Source organism: Mesorhizobium sp. BR1-1-2 (assembly GCF_020165435.1).
Classification (GTDB): domain Bacteria; phylum Pseudomonadota; class Alphaproteobacteria; order Rhizobiales; family Rhizobiaceae; genus Mesorhizobium.
The window spans coordinates 354,604-372,761 of record NZ_JAIUID010000001.1 but is presented as its reverse complement, the minus strand read 5'-3'; the positions used below and the strand labels follow the sequence as shown (position 1 = coordinate 372,761).

17 protein-coding genes are annotated in these 18,158 nt (G+C 64.2%); 10 read left to right on the top strand and 7 right to left on the bottom strand.

Annotated features, from left to right (window positions below):
• Window positions 1-51 precede the first annotated feature (51 nt).
• Entirely contained in the window at window positions 52-843 is a 792-nt protein-coding gene (gene ehuA, locus LB551_RS01840) for an ectoine/hydroxyectoine ABC transporter ATP-binding protein EhuA (RefSeq protein WP_140499274.1), read from the bottom strand.
• A 222-nt stretch (window positions 844-1,065) separates the two neighbouring features.
• Window positions 1,066-2,451, bottom strand: coding sequence for a PLP-dependent aminotransferase family protein (locus tag LB551_RS01835; RefSeq protein WP_140499275.1), 1,386 nt, complete (start codon window positions 2,449-2,451; stop codon window positions 1,066-1,068).
• An 83-nt stretch (window positions 2,452-2,534) separates the two neighbouring features.
• On the opposite strand from LB551_RS01835, the gene LB551_RS01830 reads away from it, so the two are divergent.
• The 4 genes from LB551_RS01830 to LB551_RS01815 all read left to right on the top strand — a co-directional run bounded on the left by LB551_RS01830 (window position 2,535) and on the right by LB551_RS01815 (window position 7,331).
• The gene (locus LB551_RS01830; protein WP_140552067.1) at window positions 2,535-3,026 is read left to right on the top strand and encodes an Lrp/AsnC family transcriptional regulator; all 492 of its coding nucleotides are present in this window, start codon (window positions 2,535-2,537) and stop codon (window positions 3,024-3,026) included.
• Between the two features lie 177 nt (window positions 3,027-3,203).
• A complete protein-coding gene (locus LB551_RS01825) occupies window positions 3,204-4,697 on the top strand; it encodes an NAD-dependent succinate-semialdehyde dehydrogenase (RefSeq protein WP_224658186.1) in 1,494 nt (497 codons plus the stop codon).
• Window positions 4,698-4,730: 33 nt separating this feature from the next.
• A complete protein-coding gene (locus LB551_RS01820) occupies window positions 4,731-6,110 on the top strand; it encodes an aspartate aminotransferase family protein (protein ID WP_224657997.1) in 1,380 nt (459 codons plus the stop codon).
• Window positions 6,111-6,215: 105 nt separating this feature from the next.
• Window positions 6,216-7,331, top strand: a complete 1,116-nt coding sequence (locus LB551_RS01815; protein ID WP_224657996.1) for an alcohol dehydrogenase family protein — start codon at window positions 6,216-6,218, stop codon at window positions 7,329-7,331.
• Between the two features lie 68 nt (window positions 7,332-7,399).
• Here the strand turns inward: LB551_RS01815 and LB551_RS01810 are convergent, their stop codons facing one another.
• From LB551_RS01810 to ehuB, 5 genes are read right to left on the bottom strand one after another with little or no spacing between them, the layout of a single operon-like run.
• Window positions 7,400-8,125: a GntR family transcriptional regulator gene (locus LB551_RS01810; protein ID WP_224657995.1), complete on the bottom strand. Its 726-nt coding sequence runs from the start codon at window positions 8,123-8,125 to the stop codon at window positions 7,400-7,402.
• Window positions 8,122-8,901, bottom strand: coding sequence for an ectoine/hydroxyectoine ABC transporter ATP-binding protein EhuA (ehuA, locus tag LB551_RS01805; protein WP_140499280.1), 780 nt, complete (start codon window positions 8,899-8,901; stop codon window positions 8,122-8,124). The genes LB551_RS01810 and ehuA (LB551_RS01805) overlap by 4 nt, the downstream gene beginning before the upstream one ends.
• Window positions 8,898-9,557, bottom strand: coding sequence for an ectoine/hydroxyectoine ABC transporter permease subunit EhuD (ehuD, locus tag LB551_RS01800; RefSeq protein WP_140499281.1), 660 nt, complete (start codon window positions 9,555-9,557; stop codon window positions 8,898-8,900). The genes ehuA (LB551_RS01805) and ehuD overlap by 4 nt, the downstream gene beginning before the upstream one ends.
• Window positions 9,554-10,282, bottom strand: a complete 729-nt coding sequence (gene ehuC, locus LB551_RS01795; RefSeq protein WP_224657994.1) for an ectoine/hydroxyectoine ABC transporter permease subunit EhuC — start codon at window positions 10,280-10,282, stop codon at window positions 9,554-9,556. The genes ehuD and ehuC overlap by 4 nt, the downstream gene beginning before the upstream one ends.
• 57 nt (window positions 10,283-10,339) lie before the next feature.
• Window positions 10,340-11,209 carry an ectoine/hydroxyectoine ABC transporter substrate-binding protein EhuB gene (ehuB, locus tag LB551_RS01790; RefSeq protein ID WP_140499283.1) on the bottom strand — a complete coding sequence of 290 codons (870 nt, stop codon included), beginning with the start codon at window positions 11,207-11,209 and terminating at the stop codon, window positions 10,340-10,342.
• A 242-nt stretch (window positions 11,210-11,451) separates the two neighbouring features.
• On the opposite strand from ehuB, the gene LB551_RS01785 reads away from it, so the two are divergent.
• From LB551_RS01785 to LB551_RS01760, 6 genes are read left to right on the top strand one after another with little or no spacing between them, the layout of a single operon-like run.
• Window positions 11,452-11,625: a hypothetical protein gene (locus LB551_RS01785; protein ID WP_224657993.1), complete on the top strand. Its 174-nt coding sequence runs from the start codon at window positions 11,452-11,454 to the stop codon at window positions 11,623-11,625.
• A gap of 36 nt (window positions 11,626-11,661) precedes the next feature.
• Window positions 11,662-12,810, top strand: a complete 1,149-nt coding sequence (locus LB551_RS01780) for a M24 family metallopeptidase (RefSeq protein ID WP_224657992.1) — start codon at window positions 11,662-11,664, stop codon at window positions 12,808-12,810.
• 9 nt (window positions 12,811-12,819) lie between these two features.
• On the top strand, window positions 12,820-14,076 hold the full coding sequence (locus LB551_RS01775) for a sarcosine oxidase subunit beta family protein (protein ID WP_140552074.1): 1,257 nt from the start codon (window positions 12,820-12,822) through the stop codon (window positions 14,074-14,076).
• A 12-nt stretch (window positions 14,077-14,088) separates the two neighbouring features.
• Window positions 14,089-14,355 carry a sarcosine oxidase subunit delta gene (locus LB551_RS01770; protein ID WP_140552075.1) on the top strand — a complete coding sequence of 89 codons (267 nt, stop codon included), beginning with the start codon at window positions 14,089-14,091 and terminating at the stop codon, window positions 14,353-14,355.
• On the top strand, window positions 14,352-17,300 hold the full coding sequence (locus LB551_RS01765) for a sarcosine oxidase subunit alpha family protein (RefSeq protein WP_224657991.1): 2,949 nt from the start codon (window positions 14,352-14,354) through the stop codon (window positions 17,298-17,300). Before LB551_RS01770 ends, LB551_RS01765 begins: the two co-directional genes overlap by 4 nt.
• Window positions 17,293-17,799, top strand: coding sequence for a sarcosine oxidase subunit gamma (locus LB551_RS01760; protein ID WP_224657990.1), 507 nt, complete (start codon window positions 17,293-17,295; stop codon window positions 17,797-17,799). Before LB551_RS01765 ends, LB551_RS01760 begins: the two co-directional genes overlap by 8 nt.
• Window positions 17,800-18,158: the final 359 nt, after the last annotated feature.

The following is an 18,158-nucleotide window of genomic DNA, read 5'->3' as shown; positions in this document are numbered from 1 at the left end:
AGGACGGCCATGCCGCCCTTGCGGACGGCGTCGCCGCCTCGGGCATGGCGGTCAGACGCGATGTCCGGCCGCGATGATCTTCTTCAGGAAACCTTGCGTGCGCTCCTGTTTGGGATGGCGGAAAATCTCGTCGGGTTTGCCCTCCTCGACGATGCGGCCGCGGTCGAAGAACAGCACCCGGTCGGCGAAGTCGTGGGCAAAGCCCATTTCATGGGTGACGAGCAGCATCGTCATGTCGGTTTCGGCAGCGAGCTTGCGCATCACATTAAGCACCTCCTCGACCAGTTCGGGATCGAGCGCCGAGGTGACCTCGTCGAACAGCATGATCCGGGGCGACAGTGCCAGCGCGCGGGCAATCGCGACACGCTGCTTCTGGCCGCCCGAAAGCTGCGCCGGCATGGCCTTGGCCTTGTCGGCCATGCCGACCATGTCGAGCAATTCCATCGCCCGCTTCTCGGCGGCGGCGCGCGGCGTGCCCTTGGTCAGCATCGGCGCCAGGGTAACGTTGTCGATGACGCATTTGTGCGGGAACAGATTGAACAGCTGGAAGACCATGCCGATCTTCTGGCGCATCCTGGCCAGATGCCGCTCGTCGGCGGCCAGCAGCTGGCCGTTTCGCTCCATGTGATAGAGATGCTCGCCATCGATCTGGATGTGGCCGCCATCGATCCGCTCCAGCGTCATCAGGATGCGCAGGATCGTCGTCTTGCCCGAGCCGGACGGGCCGATCAGCGCCAGCTTCTCGCCGGGCATGACCTGCATGGACAGGCCATCCAGCACCTTGAAGGTGCCGAAGCTTTTCGAAATGCCATCGACCTTGATGATAGGCGCGGATGCGGACAAACGAATTTCCCGTGCTGGAGAAGCCTATGCCCTTAACGATGCGGAACCCGCCAAATCATGTCAATCGGGAAAATAATATCATGACAATTATTCTGATCCCGCACAATTCTTGGGCATTCAGCGCCTAGCAATGTGCCGGGATCGAGATCAAGTCGAGCCGAAATGACGGCACGGGGACGCCTTTGGCGGGTCGGCCAATCGTCTGGATAGCGGCACATCTCGCTAGATTGCGAGCAGCAGATGCTCGGGGTCGCCAAGCAGCAGCTTGGTGACAACGCCGAGGCCGGCGCGCAGTTCCCCTTCGGTTGTCGAACCCAGCGAGATGCGCACCGCCGGTTGCCAAGGCGCTTGCGAGATACGGAAGGAGGCGCCGGGCGCGATCGCCACGCCTTGCAGGCGCGCCTGGGCGACGAAGCTCTCCTCGGCACGGTCGGCCGGCAACTGCAACCAGACATGGAGTCCGTCGCGCCGGGTGCGATAGTCGACGCCGGCCAGCACCTCGGCGACGATGTCCTGGCGTCGCCGCAATGCTGTGCGCTGCCAGCGCACGAGTTCCATCGCGGTGCCGTCGGTCACCCATTTGGTGGCGATCTCCGCCACCAGCGGCGTCGCCATCCAGTTGGAAACCAGATGGCGGTTGGCGACCGCGGCGACATAGCGGTCGGGCGCGGCTAGATAACCGATGCGCAGGCCAGGCACCACGATCTTGGTGAAAGACGTGACGTAGAGCGTGCGCTCAGGCGCGAAGGCGGCGACCGGCGGCGGCCGGTCCTCGACCAGCGGCCCCAGCACATCGTTCTCGATGATGGCTATGTCGTGCCTGCGGGCAACCGCCGCAATCTGCTCGCGCCGCGCCGCATCCATCAGCGTCGCCGTCGGGTTGATCACCGAAGGCTGCACGAACACGGCGCGGATGTCGGAGATCCGGCAGGCCTCGTCCAGCGCTTCCGGGATCAGGCCATTGCCGTCTATCGGCAGGCCTTCGAGGTTGAAGCCGAGATAGCGGGCGAGCGGCACCAGCGTATGGTGGCCGATCGCCTCGGTAGCGACCGTCGAGCCGGGCGGGGCCACGCTCATCAGCGCCACCGTCATGCCGGCGGTGGCGCCATTGGTCAGGCTGATATTCTGCGGCGAGGCATCGAGACCGCACAGTTTCAGCCACTCGACCGCCACGGCGCGGTGGCGGGGAAACACCATGTTGGGCCGGAACGACAGGGCCGAGCTCGACGGCAGGTTGTCGGCCAGCCAGCCCAAAGCCTGCTTCAGCCGCTCCAGATGCATCGGCTCGCAGACCGGCTTCAGGATCGAGAGATCGATCACCTCGCCCAGTCGCTCCGGCAGATAGGGCGGTTCCGGCTCGCGCCGCTGCGTCTGGACGAAGCTGCCGCGGCCGATCTCGCCCGAGATCAGGCCGCGGCGAATCAATTCCTCATAGGCGCGACTGACCGTCTGCACTGATAGTTTCAACTCGTCGGCCAGCCGGCGATGCGTCGGCAGCCGCGCGCCGTTGGCGAGCCGCCCGTCATGAATGGCGCGCGCGAACTGGTCGGCCAGCGACTGGTAGGCCGGCCGCCGGATGAGCGCGGGATCGGGTTGCCACAATGTCATGACTTATTAGAGATCGAAATCAGTGCAATTGACAATCGAAATAATGCGCCGTCATGGTACAGCGGACCAAAAAGTGGATACAGATGGCCGCCGCGAAACTCGACCCGATCGACCTCAGAATCCTCGACGCCATCCAGCGTGACGGGCGCATCACCAAGCTGGCGCTGGCCGACAAGGTCGGCCTGTCGCCGACACCGTGCTGGATGCGGCTGCGCAAGCTCGAAAAGGCCGGTATCGTCTCCGGCTATCATGCCTCGATTGCCATGCGCGTTGTCGCACCCGTCGCCACCGTGCTGATGGAGGTGACTTTGGCCAGCCACCGCCAGGCCGATTTCGACCGCTTTGAGCGCGTCATCCGCGACATACCCGAGATTGTGGCCTGCTGGTCGGTGGGCGGCGGCGTCGACTATGTTCTGAAGGTGATGGCGCGCGATATCGATACCTATCAGCGGCTGGTCGATGCCTTGCTCGACCGCGAAATCGGCATCGACCGCTACTTCACCTATATCGTGATTAAGACGGTGAAGGACGAGACCGTACTGCCGCTTGCCGATCTTTTGCCGGTGCAGGCCTGAGAACGAAACGCTCGGAGAATGCGCGAAAGCACCCGCCCCACCCCTGCGGCTAGACAGATCGTCCTGCTCTCCAGCCGAATAGAGAGAATCTCTCTATATAGCTGCACCTAAACAGCCTCATCCTTCGCGCCGACGCCCCTAGTCTTGCGGCATCACCCCAATCGGGAGCAATCGATGATGTCAGCGCATTTTGCCCGTTCGCACCGCCATGAAGCGCTCGACCGCCTCGCCGACCGCCGGCTGCTGCGCGAGCTTGCCTATGTCGACGGGCACTGGACGGCAAGCGAGGCGGCGGAGAGCTTCGAGGTCACCGATCCCGCGACCGGCGCCACGGTGGCCTTCGTCGCCGCGCTCGATGGCCGCCAGACGACAGGAGCGGTCGACGCGGCGGCGCGCGCTTTTCCCGCCTGGCGGGCGCTGTTGCCGCAGGAGCGCTCGAAAATCCTGCGCAAATGGTTCGACCTCATCATCGCCGCGAAAGACGATCTCGCTCTGCTGATGACGCTGGAACAGGGCAAGCCCTTGAAGGAATCGCTCGGCGAGATCGATTATGCCGCTTCCTTCGTCGAATGGTATGCCGAGGAAGCAAAGCGCCTCAATGCCGAATGCGTAACCAGCCATCTGGTGAACGCGGAAATGACGGTGCGGCGCGAGCCGCTCGGCGTCGTCGGCGTCGTGACGCCGTGGAACTTCCCGTCCGCCATGCTGACCCGCAAGGCGGCTGCGGCCCTTGCCGCCGGTTGCACCATCGTCGCTCACCCCTCTTCGGAAACGCCGCTCTCGGCGCTGGCGCTGGCCGAACTCGGCGAGCGCGCCGGCCTGCCCGCCGGCGTCTTCAACGTCGTCACAGGCAAGGCGTCGATCATTGTCGGGCGAATGTGCGAGGACCCTCGCGTGCGCGCCATGAGCTTCACCGGTTCGACCGAGATCGGCAGGCTGATCGCGGCCCAGAGCGCGCCGACGATGAAGCGGCTGGTTATGGAACTTGGCGGCCACGCGCCGCTGATCGTCTTTGCCGACGCCGACCTCGACAAGGCTCTGCGCATCGCCGTCGACGCCAAATTCGCCACGTCCGGCCAGGACTGCCTCGCGGCCAACCGCATCTATGTCCAGCGGCCCATCTACGACCGTTTCTGTGCCGCCTTCGCCAAGCGCATCGAGGCGATGCGGACCGGCAATGGCCTTGCCGACGAAAGCGACATCGGCCCGCTAATGCATGAGCGCGCCGTCAAGAAGGTCGAGGAGCAGGTCGCCGACGCGCTCGCCCATGGCGCCCGCTGCCTCGTCGGCGGCAGAAGGCACCAGGCCGGCCCGTTGTTCTACCAGCCGACGCTGCTGGCCGACGTATCTGACGAGGCACTGATCATGCGCGAAGAAACGTTTGGTCCGGTGGCAGCCGTGACACCATTCGACAGCGAGGACGAGGTGACCGCGCGCGCCAACGCCACCGAATATGGCCTGGTCGCCTATGTCGTGACCGAGAACGGCGCCCGACAGCAGCGCATGGGCCGTACGCTGGACTACGGCATGGTCGCCATCAACCGCGTCAAGATCACCGGTGCGCCGATCCCGTTCGGCGGCGTCAAGCAGTCCGGCATCGGCCGCGAGGGTTCGCGTCACGGGCTCGAAGCTTTCACCGATCTGAAGTATCTCTGCCTGGATGTCGCATAGCTTCGTCCGGCCATCCCTCAAGGAGTCAAAAAAATGCTCGACCAGTCCAACGAACTCGCCGCCTGGGACCGTGATCACTTCTTCCACCCCTCGACCCATATGGGTACGCATGCGCGCGGTGAATCGCCGACGCGCATCATGGCGGGTGGTGAAGGCGTCACCGTCTGGGACAGCAATGGCAGGAAAAGCATCGATGCCTTCGCCGGCCTCTATTGCGTCAATGTCGGCTACGGCCGCCAGAAGATCGCCGACGCCATCGCCGCCCAGGCCAAGAACCTCGCCTATTACCACGCCTATGTGGGCCACGGCACCGAGGCCTCGATCACGCTGTCGAAGATGATCATCGACCGTGCGCCGAAGGGCATGTCGAGGGTCTATTTCGGCCTCTCCGGTTCGGATGCCAACGAAACCAACATCAAGCTGATCTGGTACTACAACAACGTGCTTGGTCGCCCGGAGAAGAAGAAGATCATCTCGCGCTGGCGCGGCTATCACGGTTCCGGCATCATGACGGGGTCGCTGACCGGGCTCGATCTTTTCCACAATGCATTCGACCTGCCGCGCGCGCCGATCCTGCACACGGAGGCGCCCTATTATTTCCGCCGTGCCGACCGCTCGATGAGCGAGGAGCAGTTCTCGCAGCATTGCGCCGACAAGCTGGAAGAAATGATCCTGGCCGAAGGCCCCGAGACCGTCGCCGCCTTCATCGGCGAGCCGATTCTCGGCACCGGCGGCATCGTGCCGCCGCCCGCCGGCTATTGGGAGAAAATCCAGGCGGTGCTGAAGAAATACGACGTGCTGCTGGTCGCCGACGAAGTGGTGACGGGCTTCGGCCGGCTGGGCACCATGTTCGGCTCCGACCATTACGGCATCAAGCCGGACCTGATCACCATCGCCAAGGGCCTGACTTCCGCCTACGCGCCGCTGTCGGGCGTCATCGTCGCCGACAAGATGTGGCAGGTGCTGGTGCAGGGCTCCGACAAGCTCGGCTCGCTCGGGCACGGCTGGACCTATTCGGCGCATCCGATCTGCGTCGCCGCGGGTGTGGCCAACCTCGAACTGATCGATGAGATGGATCTGGTGAGGAATGCCGGCGAGACCGGCGCCTATTTCCGCGCCGAATTGGCGAAGGCCGTCGGCGGCCACAAAAACGTCGGCGAGGTGCGCGGTGACGGCATGCTGGCGGCGGTCGAGTTCGTCGCCGACAAGGACGACCGTGTGTTCTTCGATCCGGCGCAGAAGATCGGACCGCAGATCGCCACGGCCCTCGCCGCAAGCGGGGTCATCGGCCGCGCCATGCCGCAGGGCGATATTCTGGGCTTCGCCCCGCCGCTTTGCCTGACGCGCGAAGAGGCTGACACCGTGGTGGCCAAGACCGCCGATGCCGTAAGGAGCGTGTTCGCCAGTCTCTAATTGTCGATGATCGGCGTTGCCCCTCATCCGCCTGCGGCACCTCCTCGCCGTTCACGGAGAGAGGGTAAAGGTGAGAGGCAGCGCCAACCTACCAAGCATTCGGAAGTGAACGCGATGACCTCTCATCCCACCCTCCCCGCCACCATGGCGGCCGTGCAGCTTACCGGCCACGGCGGCCCGGAAAAGCTTGTCTACCGCACCGACGTGAAAGTGCCTGTGCCCGCCGCCGGCGAAGTGCTGGTCAAGGTCAGCGCCTGCGGCATGAACAACACCGACGTCTGGGTTCGCCAGGGCGCCTATGGCACGGAGGAGGACGCAGGGGCCGTGTCGACATGGCGGCGTCAGGGCAACACGCTGACCTTCCCGCGCATCCAGGGCACCGACACGGTCGGCACCGTCGCTGCCGTTGGCGCAGGGGTCTCGCCGGATCGCATCGGCGAACGAGTGATGGTCGATTTCTCGATCTACAATCGCGACGACGATTCGCTCGCCGACATTGACTATATGGGCCACGGCCGCGACGGCGGTTACGCCGAATACCAGGCCGTTCCGGCCGAGAACGCCCATGTCGTCGACACCGACTTGAGCGACGTCGAACTCGCCACCTTCTGCTGCGCCTATCTCACGGGCGAGCAGATGCTGGAACGTGCAGGGCTCAAGGCCGGCGAACGCGTGCTGGTCACCGGCGCCTCGGGCGGCGTCGGCTCCGGCATCGTGCAACTGGCGCGGGCGCGCGGAGCCATTCCCTATGCCGTGGTCGGCAAGGGCAAGGAGCAGGCGGTGCTCGACATCGGCGCCGAGGCCGTCATCACCCGTGGCGTGGCCGACCTGCCGCACGCCGTGGCCAAGGCGACCGGCGGCCAGCCCGTCGACGTCGTGGCCGACCTTGTCGGCGGCGCGATCTTCAATGACTTATTGCGTATCCTGAGGCCCGAGGGCCGCTACACCACCGCCGGCGCGATCGCCGGCCCGGTCGTCCAGCTCGATCTCAGGACCATGTATCTCAAGCAGCTCCAACTCCACGGCTCGAGCCAGGGCACACGTGCGGATTTCCGCCGTATCGTGCGGTATATCGAGGAAGGCAAGATCCGGCCGCTGGTCGGCGGCGTCTACAGGCTTTCCGATTTCCACCACGCCCAAGCCGATTTCATCGCCAAGGACTTCGTCGGCAAGCTGGTGGTGGTGCCTGATGCCGTGGCTGAACGGCGGCACCCCGAATAAAAGGAGGGAGCAGCAGCGCTTCTCGCCGCCGGCATGACAAGCTACGTCCCCGTGACAAAGGACGACCGTCAGGTCTTGCCGTCAAATTCATCATATCGGCCGGCATGGCGCATCATGCGCCGAAAGCTCATCGAGATATGGGCTCGCCTGATGTGCCCGATCGATTCCCAATCCCCGATTTCGGCGGCGGCCAGCACTTCCTCCATTTCGCGCCGGAAGGCCGTGAACTCCTCCACCAGGCCGAGCTGCGGCATCATCTTGAGGACTACGCGCGCAACCTGAAAATACAGCCTTTCGCTTATTTCGCGCAGAGGCTGGTTGCCGGTCATGCCGGACAGTTCAGTGAAGAAGTCCATATTCAACTGCAGGAAGGCACGCTGATCCGGGTTGAGCATATCGGAATCGCAGCGCGCGATGAGCGCTCGAATGCGATCGAGGTCGACCGCCGTTCGGGGAATTGGCGAAAGCTTGCCGACCAGCAGCGCGAGTTCCAGTCGCAGATGATAGACCTGTTGCAACTCCTCGATGTCGACGTCGGTAACGATCGTACCGACGCCGTGGACCGATTGCACAAGGCCTTCGGCCTCGAGTCGCGCCAGCACGCGTCGGACCGGTGTGCGGCTGATCTCGAATTCCTGGGCGAGTTCTTCCTCGGAGAGCCGGCTCCCCGGCGGGTAGTCGAGCAGGCAGATACGGTCGCGCAGGATCAGGTAGATGCGTTCGAACCGTTCGCGCGCCGAGAGCGGACGCGAAGGCGGCACGGTCTTGGCCGAGGCATCCGTATCAAGCGTCATCCAGCCTCCAGGACAGCGTGCAGGAACTGCCGCGTCCGCTCATTCTTGGGTGCGCCGAAAAGCTCTGCTGGCGGCCCCTGCTCGCAAATTTTGCCCTGGTAGAAGAAGCAGACGCGATCGGAAAATTCCTTGGCGAAGCCCATCTGGTGGGTGACCATGAGCATCGTCAAATCATGCTCGCGGCCGATTTGCCTTATCACTTGCAGCACTTCGCCGACAAGTTCCGGATCGAGCGCGGACGTCACCTCGTCGAACAGCATTATCTTGGGCCGCATCGCCAGCGCCCTGGCAATGGCGACGCGCTGTTGCTGGCCGCCGGAAAGCTGGGAAGGGTAGTGATCCTTCTTTTGCGACAGCCCGACCATGTCGAGAAGCTCGGCCGCCCGTGCCTCGGCATCGGCCCGCTTCATGCCAAGCACGGTCATCGGCGCCTCGATGCAATTGGCCATCGCCGTCATGTGTGGAAACAGGTTGAAGGACTGGAACACCATGCCGATCTTCGCCCGGATGCGGCGGATATGGGCGAGATTGGCGGGCACCAGCTTTCCGCCTTGCTTCATATGCGTCAGTGGCTCGCCTTCCACCCAGATGACGCCGTCGTTGATCGTCTCCAGCGTCATCAGCATGCGCAGGACCGTGGTCTTGCCGGAGCCGGACGGTCCGATGACGGAAACCTTCTCGCCGCGCGCGATTTCGAGGTTCAGCCCGTCGAGCACGGTGAGCGCGCCGTAACGCTTCGAGACATTGTCGAAACGGACCATCGGTTGTTCGGTCATCGCGCGGTCCTCCGGTTGAGCAGGCGTTCGAGGGCACGGATGAGCGCGGCCGAAACCAGGCTCATGGCCAGGAAGAACAGGCCGACCAGCGTGATCGGTTCGGTGTAGCGGAAGGTTTCGGAGCCAATGATCTTGGCCGTCTGCATGAGTTCCAGCACGGCGATGGCCGACAGCAGCGGCGTCTCCTTGAACAGCGCGACGAGATAGTTGCCGAGCGCCGGCACGATCGGCGGTATCGCCTGCGGGATGATGATGTCGCGAAAGGTCGTCCAGGAGGAGAGGTTGAGCGCGATCGAGGCTTCCCACTGGCCGCGATGGATGTTGTCGAAGCCCGCGCGGTAGACTTCCGAGCAATAGGCGGCGTAGTGGATGCCGATGGCCAGAACACCGGCCGTGAATGCGTCGAGCACGACGCCGAATTTCGGAAAGACGAAATAGAGAAAGAAGATCTGGATGAGCAGAGGCGTCGAGCGGATCAGTTCGACGAGCACCGAGATCGTCCAGCCGGTCCAGGGCACTGCGATACGGATTACCGCGAGGACCAGGCCGAGCAAAGCCGCGATGACGAAGCCGAGCAGCGTCGCCTCGATCGAGACGACGGCGGCGCGTGCCAGCACCGGGAGGATCTCCGCGGCAAAACTCCAATCCCAGATCATGCCGCCCTCCCCCGCGCCAGGCCGAGCGAGGCCCGCCTTTCGAGAAGCCGCATGCCGATGGAAACAACCAGTGACATGGCGAGATACATCAGCAGCACCAGCGTGAAGATGGGAATGGTCTTGAAGGTGTTCTGGTTCATCTGCTGCGCCTTGAAGGCAAGATCGGAGAGCGTGATCAGCGAAACCAGCGCCGTCGATTTCAAAAGCTCGATGAAAAGATTGCCCCAGGGCGGGATCATGGCGATGAAGGCCTGCGGCAGGATGATCCGGCGCAGCATTTGCGCGCGGCTCATGTTGAGCGCCGTTCCCGCCTCCCATTGGCCGCGCGCGACCGACTGGATGGCGCCGCGCACGCATTCGGATCCGTAAGCGCCAACATTCAGGCCAAGCGCCAGCACCGCGACGGGAAACGCGTCGAGCGTGACGCCGAATTGCGGCAGCACGAAAAACAGCCAGAACAATTGCACGAGCGCCGAGGTGCCGCGAAAGACTTCGACATAGACAGTCGCCAGCCATCTGAGCGGCGCCGGACCATACATGCGCGCAAGCGCGGCGAGCACGCCCATGACGACCGCCAGCAGGCTGCCGAGGATAGCGATCTCGATCGTCAGGACGGCGCCCTGCAATAGTCCCGGTAGGAACAGCCTGTATGTCTCCTGCGTCGCCAGCGCCGCGATCAAGGCCAGCGAAACGACCAGCATGGCAACGAGCGTACGGATACCCATCTGCTTCTCCGAGGAAAAAAGAGGGCGGCGCTTTCACGCCGCCCAGCAGTTGGGAATTTATTCGCCCTTGCAGAGCTCCGCAGTCGTCTTGTTCGGCAGATAGTCCTTGCCGAAGCCGAGCGGCTCGACCAGCGCGATATGCTCCGGCGTACCGAGAAACTTCTTCAGTTCGGCATTGAACGCTTCCTGCAGGTCGGTGTCCTCCTTGCGGAAGCCGAAGCCGCCATGCCCCTTCACCGACTTGCCGGCAACTTCACCGAAGGGCTTGGTCGATTCGACGCCATCGGCCTTCTTGGCCATATCGGCGATCGAGAGCGCGGTTAGCGCGGCAGCATCGGCACGGCCAGACTGGACGGCCGCGACCAGGCTGGATTGGTCGGGCAAGGAAACGACTTGTCCTTGGGCAACGCCGGCATCCTTCGCATATCCCCCCTCGACGGCGCCCGCCATCACGGCGAGCTTGAGATCGGGATTGTCCTTGATGCTCGAATAGTCCTTCACGCCTTTCGGATTGCCCTTCGCGACCAGCATGGCCTGGCCGATGCCATAGGACGGTTCGGAAAAATTGATCTCGGCGCAGCGCTTGGGATTGATGAACATGCCGGCGGCGATGATGTCGAAGCGGCCGGCCTTGAGACCCGGAATGAGCGAGCCGAATTCGGTCAGCACGCCGTCGACCTGCGCAATGCCCATCTTGGCGAGCACCGCCTTGGCGACTTCCGGCGCTTCGCCGGTCAATTTGCCGTCAGGCGTGGCGAAACCGAACGGCGCCTCATTGGCGAAGCCGACGCGGATATAGCCGTCCTTCTTGGCGCGTTCGAGCGTCGTTTCGGCATGGGCCGGCAGTGACGTGAATGCGGTCGCGGCAAGCGCAAGACAGGCGGCGGCCTTCACGAGCGCGCGGCGGGATATCTGTGACGTGAACATGCATTCCCCTTTTCTTCTTCGATAATTTCCGGCTCCAACGACGTTTCTCCACCATCGTGTCAAGCACACTAAGAGGTATACAACTCATCTGGACATATCGCAAGACGCACTGTACGAATCTCGAAAAATCGCCGTAGAGCTCGATTTGGCGGCTTGGCGATACGCAAGTTGTGCACAATTAAGGTGTGCTTTCTCGATGCAGATACGAACCGTATTTGGATGAGACAGGAAGGAAAACGGCTTTGGACGTGTCGGGCGGGTTCAGCAAGGCGGAATACGTGCAGCGACTGGCCGACGTGAGGCAACGCATGGCAAAGGCCGGCTTCGATCTCACCATCTGCCAGGATCCCAGCGTCACCGAAGGCGGCGGCGAGCGGCTCTGCGACGTGGCCCGCGATCCCATCGTCATTGACTGACCATCAGCCCAGGACCGGCAACTCAAGGACACCTCAATGGACCGCAATCCCTTTTCCGAAGCCGAGATCGCCGGCCGCTTGTCGAAAGTTCGCACGGCATTGGTAGAGCGCGAGATCGACGCCGCCGTCTTTGCCTCGCCGGAGACTGTTTTCTACCTCACCGGCCTCGACCATTGGGGTTATTTCGCGCCGCACCTCCTGATCGTCACGCTCGACCGGCGCCCCATCCTGGTCACCCGGTCGATGGAGAAAGTGACGATCGAGAACCAGGTGAAGGCAGCGGAATTCCGTGGCCATTCCGACAGCGAGACCGCGGCCGACCTCGCCGCGCGCATCATTTCCGAACTCGGCTTGGCAGGCAAACGAATAGGCCTCGAACACTGGACCTCCGGCCTCAGCCACGGCCTCGCCCTGAAGCTCGAGGCGCGGGCCGACGCCAAATGGAGCGACGTCTCGGGACTGGTCGACAAGATGCGGCTGGTGAAGAGCGCCGAGGAACAGGTGTTGATGCGCCACGCCGCCAAGGTCACGGATGCCGCGGCAGGTGCCGCGATCGCTGCCATCTCCGATGGCGCCGCCGAGCAGGAGGTTGCCGCTCAATGCGTGGCGGCGATGGTGCGCGCCGGCGGCCACGCGCCGGGCTTCGGCCCGTTCATCCGGCCGGCCGCCCGGCTCGGCGAGGAGCACACGACCTGGGGCGACGGCATCTATCGCAGCGGCGAGCCGGTCTTCGTCGAACTGTCGGGCTGCGTCTCGCGCTATCACGCACCGCTTGGCCGGCTGATCCGCATCGGCAACATAAAGGACGAAGACGCCGCCATGGCCGAGGTCACGGCCAAGGCATTCGATGCCGTCGTCAAGGCGCTCGAGCCCGGCGCCAGGGCGCGCGATGTCTACGCCGCCTGGCAAGGCGTCGCCGACGAGGCCGGCCTCTCCCATTATCGTCGCCATCATTGCGGCTATCTCGTCGGCATTGGCCAGCCGCCCTCATGGACCGGCGGCAATTCAGTGACGGGCCTCAGGCACGATTCCGATCTCGAAATCGAGACCGGGATGAGCTTCCACATCCTGTCCTGGCTGATGGGAACCGGCCGCGGCGACCATTTCATCTCCAACACCGTGCTGCTGACCGATGCGGGGGCCGAAGTGCTGACCCGCACCCCGGCCGGCCTGATCGTCCGCTAGACCATGAATATGGCGCGCTATTCGGCGTTTTCGATTTTCCGCAATGCCCTTTCCGGCCAGAAGAATTGGCAGCGCGCCTGGCGCGCGGCCGAGCCGAAGCCCGCCTATGACGTGATCGTCGTGGGCGGCGGCGGGCATGGCCTCGCGACGGCTTTCTACCTCGCCGAGAACCACGGCATCCGCAATGTCGCCGTTCTGGAGAAGGGCTATGTCGGCGGCGGCAATGTCGGCCGCAACACCACTGTGATCCGCTCCAACTACCTGCTCGACGGCAACACCCAGTTCTACGAATTCTCGGTCAAGCTGTGGGAAGGCCTGTCGCGGGCGCTGAACTTCAATGTGATGTTTTCGCAGCGCGGCCAGATCGTCACCGCCCATTCGGCCGATCAGCTCGACACATTCAGCCATCGCGCCAACATCATGCGCCTGAACGGCATCGACGCCGACATTCTCGACCGCGACGCGGTGCGCCGGATGGTGCCCTATCTCGATTTCTCCGAAACCGCGCGATTTCCGATCCATGGTGCGATCCTGCAGGGCCGCGCAGGGACCGCCCGACATGATGCCGTCGCCTGGGGCTATGCGCGCGCTGCCGACGGCCACGGCGTCGACATCATCCAGAACTGCGAGGTGACCGGCTTTGTCCGCGACGGCGAAAGGATCGTCGGCGTCGAGACCAGCAAGGGCCGGATCGGCGCCGGCAAGGTCGGCCTCGCCGTTGCCGGCCATACTTCGCTCCTTGCCGCCAAGGCCGGCCTGGAACTGCCGATCGAAAGCCACGTGCTCCAGGCTTTCGTCACCGAGCCGCTCAAGCCGCTGGTCGATCACGTCGTCGCTTATGGCGCAGATCATTTCTATGTCAGCCAGTCCGACAAGGGCGGGCTGGTCTTCGGCGGCAATCTCGACGGCTACAATTCCTACGCCCAGCGCGGCAATCTCGGCGTCGTACGCGAAGTGGCGGAGGCCGCGATAGCCCTGATGCCCTGCATCTCGCGTGTCAGGCTGCTGCGCCACTGGGGCGGCGTCATGGACATGACGCCGGACGCCAGTCCGATCATCTGCCCGACCCCGATAGAAGGGCTCTATCTCAACGGCGGCTGGTGCTATGGCGGCTTCAAGGCGACGCCGGCCTCCGGCTGGTGCTTTGCCCATATGCTGGCTACCGGCAAGCCGCATCCGCTGACCGCCGCCTACGCGCTCGACCGTTTCCGGACCGGCCACACGCTCGACGAGGCCGGCGCCGGCCCCTCGGCCTGGCTGCAATAGAGAGCGAGAGAAATGCTTCGTATCGACTGCCCATGCTGCGGCCCGCGCGACCATGACGAGTTCCGCTATGGCGGCGACGCTTCCGCGGTGCGTCCGGCGCATGACGATCCCGACCCGGAGGCGTGGTACCGCTATGTCTATGTGCGCAAGAACGCGGCGGGGCTGCACCGGGAATTCTGGCAGCATGTGACCGGCTGCCGGCAATGGCTGGTCATCGAGCGCGACACGAGAAACCACGCTATCGCATCGGTCGGCTTCGCCAGGAAAATGCCAGCATGAAAATGATTGGAAATCGTCTGGCCGCCGGCGGCCGCATCGACCTCACGCAGCCGCTCCGCTTCACATTCGACGGCCGCGAGCTGGGCGGCTATCGAGGTGATACGCTTGCTTCCGCGCTGCTTGCCAATCGGGTCATGCTGACAGGCCGCAGCTTCAAATACCATCGCCCGCGCGGCATCTTCTCGGCCGGCCCGGAAGAACCCAACGCGCTAGTCACGCTCGGAAGCGGCGGACGGCGCGAACCGAACCTGCCGGCCACGACACTGGAACTGGCTGAAGGTATGGCTGCCGAAAGCCAGAACCGCTGGCCGTCCCTTGCCTTCGACATGCAGAGCGTCAACGGCCTGTTTGCGCCGCTCCTTTCCGCCGGCTTCTACTACAAGACCTTCATGGGTCCGACCCGCCGCGCCTGGATGTTTTACGAGCATTTCATCCGCAAAGCCGCGGGATTGGGCCAGGCCGGCACCGAACCCGATCCCGACCGTTACGAGACCCGGCATGCATTTGCCGATATTGCAGTCGTCGGCGGCGGCCCTGCCGGCCTGTCGGCGGCGCGCGCCGCGGCAGCGAGCGGCGCCAGGGTCGTCCTCGTCGAGCGGGATTTTCTGCTCGGTGGCCAGCTTCTTGCCGAGCGCCCCGATGGTGAGGCGGCAGCTTGGCTGACAAAGATCGAGGCGGAACTTGCAGGCCAGCCCAACGTCACCGTGATGCGCAAGACGATGGCGTTCGGCACCTATGACGGCAACACGCTGGGGCTGATCGAGAGGCATGACGGCCAAGTCGCGCAAGACGCTGCTCGGCAGGTCTTCACCATGCTGCGCGCCCGCTCGATCGTCTTTGCAGCCGGAGCCATCGAGCGGCCGCTGGTGTTCTCCAACAACGACCGGCCGGGCGTCATGCTGGCGTCCGCCACCCGGACCTATCTCAACCGCTTTGCCGTGCGGCCAGGGAAAAACATCCTCGTTGCAACGATGAATGACGGCGCCTATCGCGCTGCTTTCGACCTCGCCGCCGCCGGCGCGCAAGTGACGATCGCGGACCAGCGCGGCGCTCCGCCCGCCGGTCTGGCGGCGGAAGCCGGACGCCTTAACGTAGCGATCCGATCAGGGACCCGGATCGCCGACCTGCGCGGCAGCCATGCGGTGAAGGCAGCACAGCTTGCCGGGCCGAACGGCAAATCGGAAATCGCCTGCGATTTCGTCTGCGTCTCCGGCGGCTGGTCGCCGACCGTGCATCTCACCTCGCATCTTGGCGTCAGGCCCGTCTATCGCGACGACATCGACGGCTTCGTTCCGGGCGGCTTTCCGGCAGGCCAGTTCGGCGCCGGCGCGATGATGGGGCGCTTCTCGATCGCCGGCGCAATCGAGGACGGCCACCGCGCCGGCGTCGAAGCGGCATGCTTCTGCGGAAAGTCAACGGCGTCGCCGGCGCCGTATGAACTCGATCTCGAAGAGGCCCCGGCCGCTCCCTTTCGTGCGATCTCTTCCGTGGGGCGCGGCAAGGCCTTCGTCGATCTCCAGATGGATGTGACCACGAAGGATATCGAGCTCGCCCATCGCGAGGGCTACGAATCGGTCGAACACCTGAAGCGCTACACCACACTCGGCATGGGAACCGACCAGGGCAAGACCAGCAATTTCGCCGCTCTTTCGGCCATGGCGGTGTTGCGCCGGGCGACGATCCCGCAAACCGGAACCACGACCTTTCGCCCGCCCTATGCGGCGGTCGCGATCGGCGCGCTGGCCGGCCGTGCCATCGGTCATCATTTCAAGCCGGTCCGCCGCACGCCGATGCACGACTGGCACCTGGCAAACGATGCCGAGATGCTCGAGGTCGGCCTCTGGATGCGGCCCTATTTCTACCGCGGCGCCGGATGCGATGTGAATGAAGCCTATGTCGCGGAGATGCGCATGGTGCGAGGCGGAGCCGGGCTGATGGACATTTCCACCCTCGGCAAGATCGACATGCAGGGACCGGACGCGGCCATCTTCCTCGACCGCGTCTACGCCAACGGTTTCGCCAAGCTTCCCGTTGGCCGCGCGCGCTACGGCGTCATGCTGCGCGACGACGGCATCGTCTCCGACGACGGCACCACCACGCGCTTGTCGCAAAATCGCTTCTTCATGACCACCTCTACCGCCAGGGCCGCCGATGTCCTGTCGCGGCTGGAATTCCTGCTCGACACCGCCTGGCCAGATTTGCGTGTCGCGGTCTCATCGGTAAGCGACGAGTGGGCGGCGATGTCGGTTGCCGGGCCAGGAAGCCGCGATGTCCTCGCCGCCGCCTTTCCCGCGCTCGATGTCTCCAACGAGACGCTGCCGCATATGGGCGTCATCGAAGCCGGGTTCGAGGGACGGGCCCTGCGCATCATCCGCCTCAGCTATTCCGGCGAGCGCGCCTACGAAATCTATGTCGGTGCCAGCGCCGGCGAACAGGCCTGGAGCCGTCTCATCGAAGCGGGCGCGCCGTTCGGCCTCAAGCCCTATGGCGTCGAGGCGCTTGGTGCGCTGCGCATCGAAAAGGGCCATGTCGCCGGGCCCGAGATCGATGGCCGCACCACGCTGGACGATCTCGGCCTCGGGCGCATGGTCGGCAAACGCGGCGGATTCATCGGCGACGTCCTGCGTCGCCGCCCGGCGTTTCAGGCGCCCGACCGCCAGCGCCTCATCGGGCTGGAATGCATCGAGGACGGCAAGCGCCTGCGCGGAGGCGCCATATTGTTCCTGCCTGGCGATGCGGTCACCGGCCACGGGCGCGGCCGGATCACTTCGGTCACCTTCAGCCCGGAGCTCGGCCACTATGTCGGCCTGGCGCTGTTCGCGGGCAATGCCGCGGCCGAAGGGGACGAGGTCATCGCGGCCTATCCGATGCGGACAGAGACCGTTCGCGCCCGCATCGTGCCCTCCGTCTTCCTCGATCCCAAGGGAGAGCGCATGCATGGTTGAACCTGTGCATTCGAAGGACTTCAATCTGTACTCGTCGGATTGTCCGATCGTTCAGATCGAGAGCTGGGAAGGAACGCTGGCGAGATTCGAAGCGAGCGTCTCGCAAGCCTTGGGCGCGATGCTTCCTGCCAGCGTCGGCGAGACGGTTCGGCATGCCGGCGCTCTCATCGTCAGGATCGCCCCCCGCCGTCTTTGGCTGATCGTCGAGACCGGTGCGGAACCGCCCGCCATTGCGATCGATCCGGAATTGGGCTGCTCGGTTCCGCTCGGCGAAGGCCGGGTGCGGTTCAGGATGGAGGGTGCCCGTCTTCGGGACATTCTCTCTGCCTGCATGCCGGTCGACTTGTCGTCCGCCGCTTCGGCCCCCGGCCGTGCCGTACAGACGTCCATCCATCATGTGCCGGCGCTCTATCTGCGAACGGGCGAGAGCAGCTGCGACCTGATTGTGCCGCGAAGCTTCGCCCGCAGCCTTGCCGACTGGATTGCCGCCGCGCGTTAAAGCAATTCCAGGAAAGGTGCGTGACGTTTTCCGCTCGCGATTGCGTAAGGAAAAAGCTGGACCTGTTCGGCGATCCTGTCGGCCGCTGAGCCCACACTGTCCGTCGCGTGAATTCGACAGTGCCTCCTGGCATGGCGAAAGCCGGTCACCCTGCCGCGGGTGATGCGGCTCAACCATCAATTATTCGCCGCCGGCACGACAGACATGATGATCTCCGTCCTGCCCGCAGCCCCCCGCTTCTCCTCAATATCAGGACTTCTGATACAGTCCAGATAATGCGTTGACATGACCTATGGTCTAATCGAAGATGCCTGACCTAGCGGCATGCCCTTGAGAGCAGCCGCAACGGGAGGATACGG

Coding starts and splice junctions, on each gene's coding strand:
- ehuC (WP_224657994.1), bottom strand. CDS start 10,282: ATGGGTATCCGTACGCTCGTTGCCATGCTGGTCGTTTCGCTGGCCTTG.
- LB551_RS01770 (WP_140552075.1), top strand. CDS start 14,089: ATGCTTCGTATCGACTGCCCATGCTGCGGCCCGCGCGACCATGACGAG.
- LB551_RS01830 (WP_140552067.1), top strand. CDS start 2,535: ATGGCCGCCGCGAAACTCGACCCGATCGACCTCAGAATCCTCGACGCC.
- LB551_RS01835 (WP_140499275.1), bottom strand. CDS start 2,451: ATGACATTGTGGCAACCCGATCCCGCGCTCATCCGGCGGCCGGCCTAC.
- ehuD (WP_140499281.1), bottom strand. CDS start 9,557: ATGATCTGGGATTGGAGTTTTGCCGCGGAGATCCTCCCGGTGCTGGCA.
- LB551_RS01775 (WP_140552074.1), top strand. CDS start 12,820: ATGGCGCGCTATTCGGCGTTTTCGATTTTCCGCAATGCCCTTTCCGGC.
- LB551_RS01765 (WP_224657991.1), top strand. CDS start 14,352: ATGAAAATGATTGGAAATCGTCTGGCCGCCGGCGGCCGCATCGACCTC.
- LB551_RS01780 (WP_224657992.1), top strand. CDS start 11,662: ATGGACCGCAATCCCTTTTCCGAAGCCGAGATCGCCGGCCGCTTGTCG.
- ehuA (WP_140499280.1), bottom strand. CDS start 8,901: ATGACCGAACAACCGATGGTCCGTTTCGACAATGTCTCGAAGCGTTAC.
- LB551_RS01820 (WP_224657997.1), top strand. CDS start 4,731: ATGCTCGACCAGTCCAACGAACTCGCCGCCTGGGACCGTGATCACTTC.
- ehuB (WP_140499283.1), bottom strand. CDS start 11,209: ATGTTCACGTCACAGATATCCCGCCGCGCGCTCGTGAAGGCCGCCGCC.
- LB551_RS01760 (WP_224657990.1), top strand. CDS start 17,293: ATGGTTGAACCTGTGCATTCGAAGGACTTCAATCTGTACTCGTCGGAT.
- LB551_RS01825 (WP_224658186.1), top strand. CDS start 3,204: ATGTCAGCGCATTTTGCCCGTTCGCACCGCCATGAAGCGCTCGACCGC.
- LB551_RS01810 (WP_224657995.1), bottom strand. CDS start 8,125: ATGACGCTTGATACGGATGCCTCGGCCAAGACCGTGCCGCCTTCGCGT.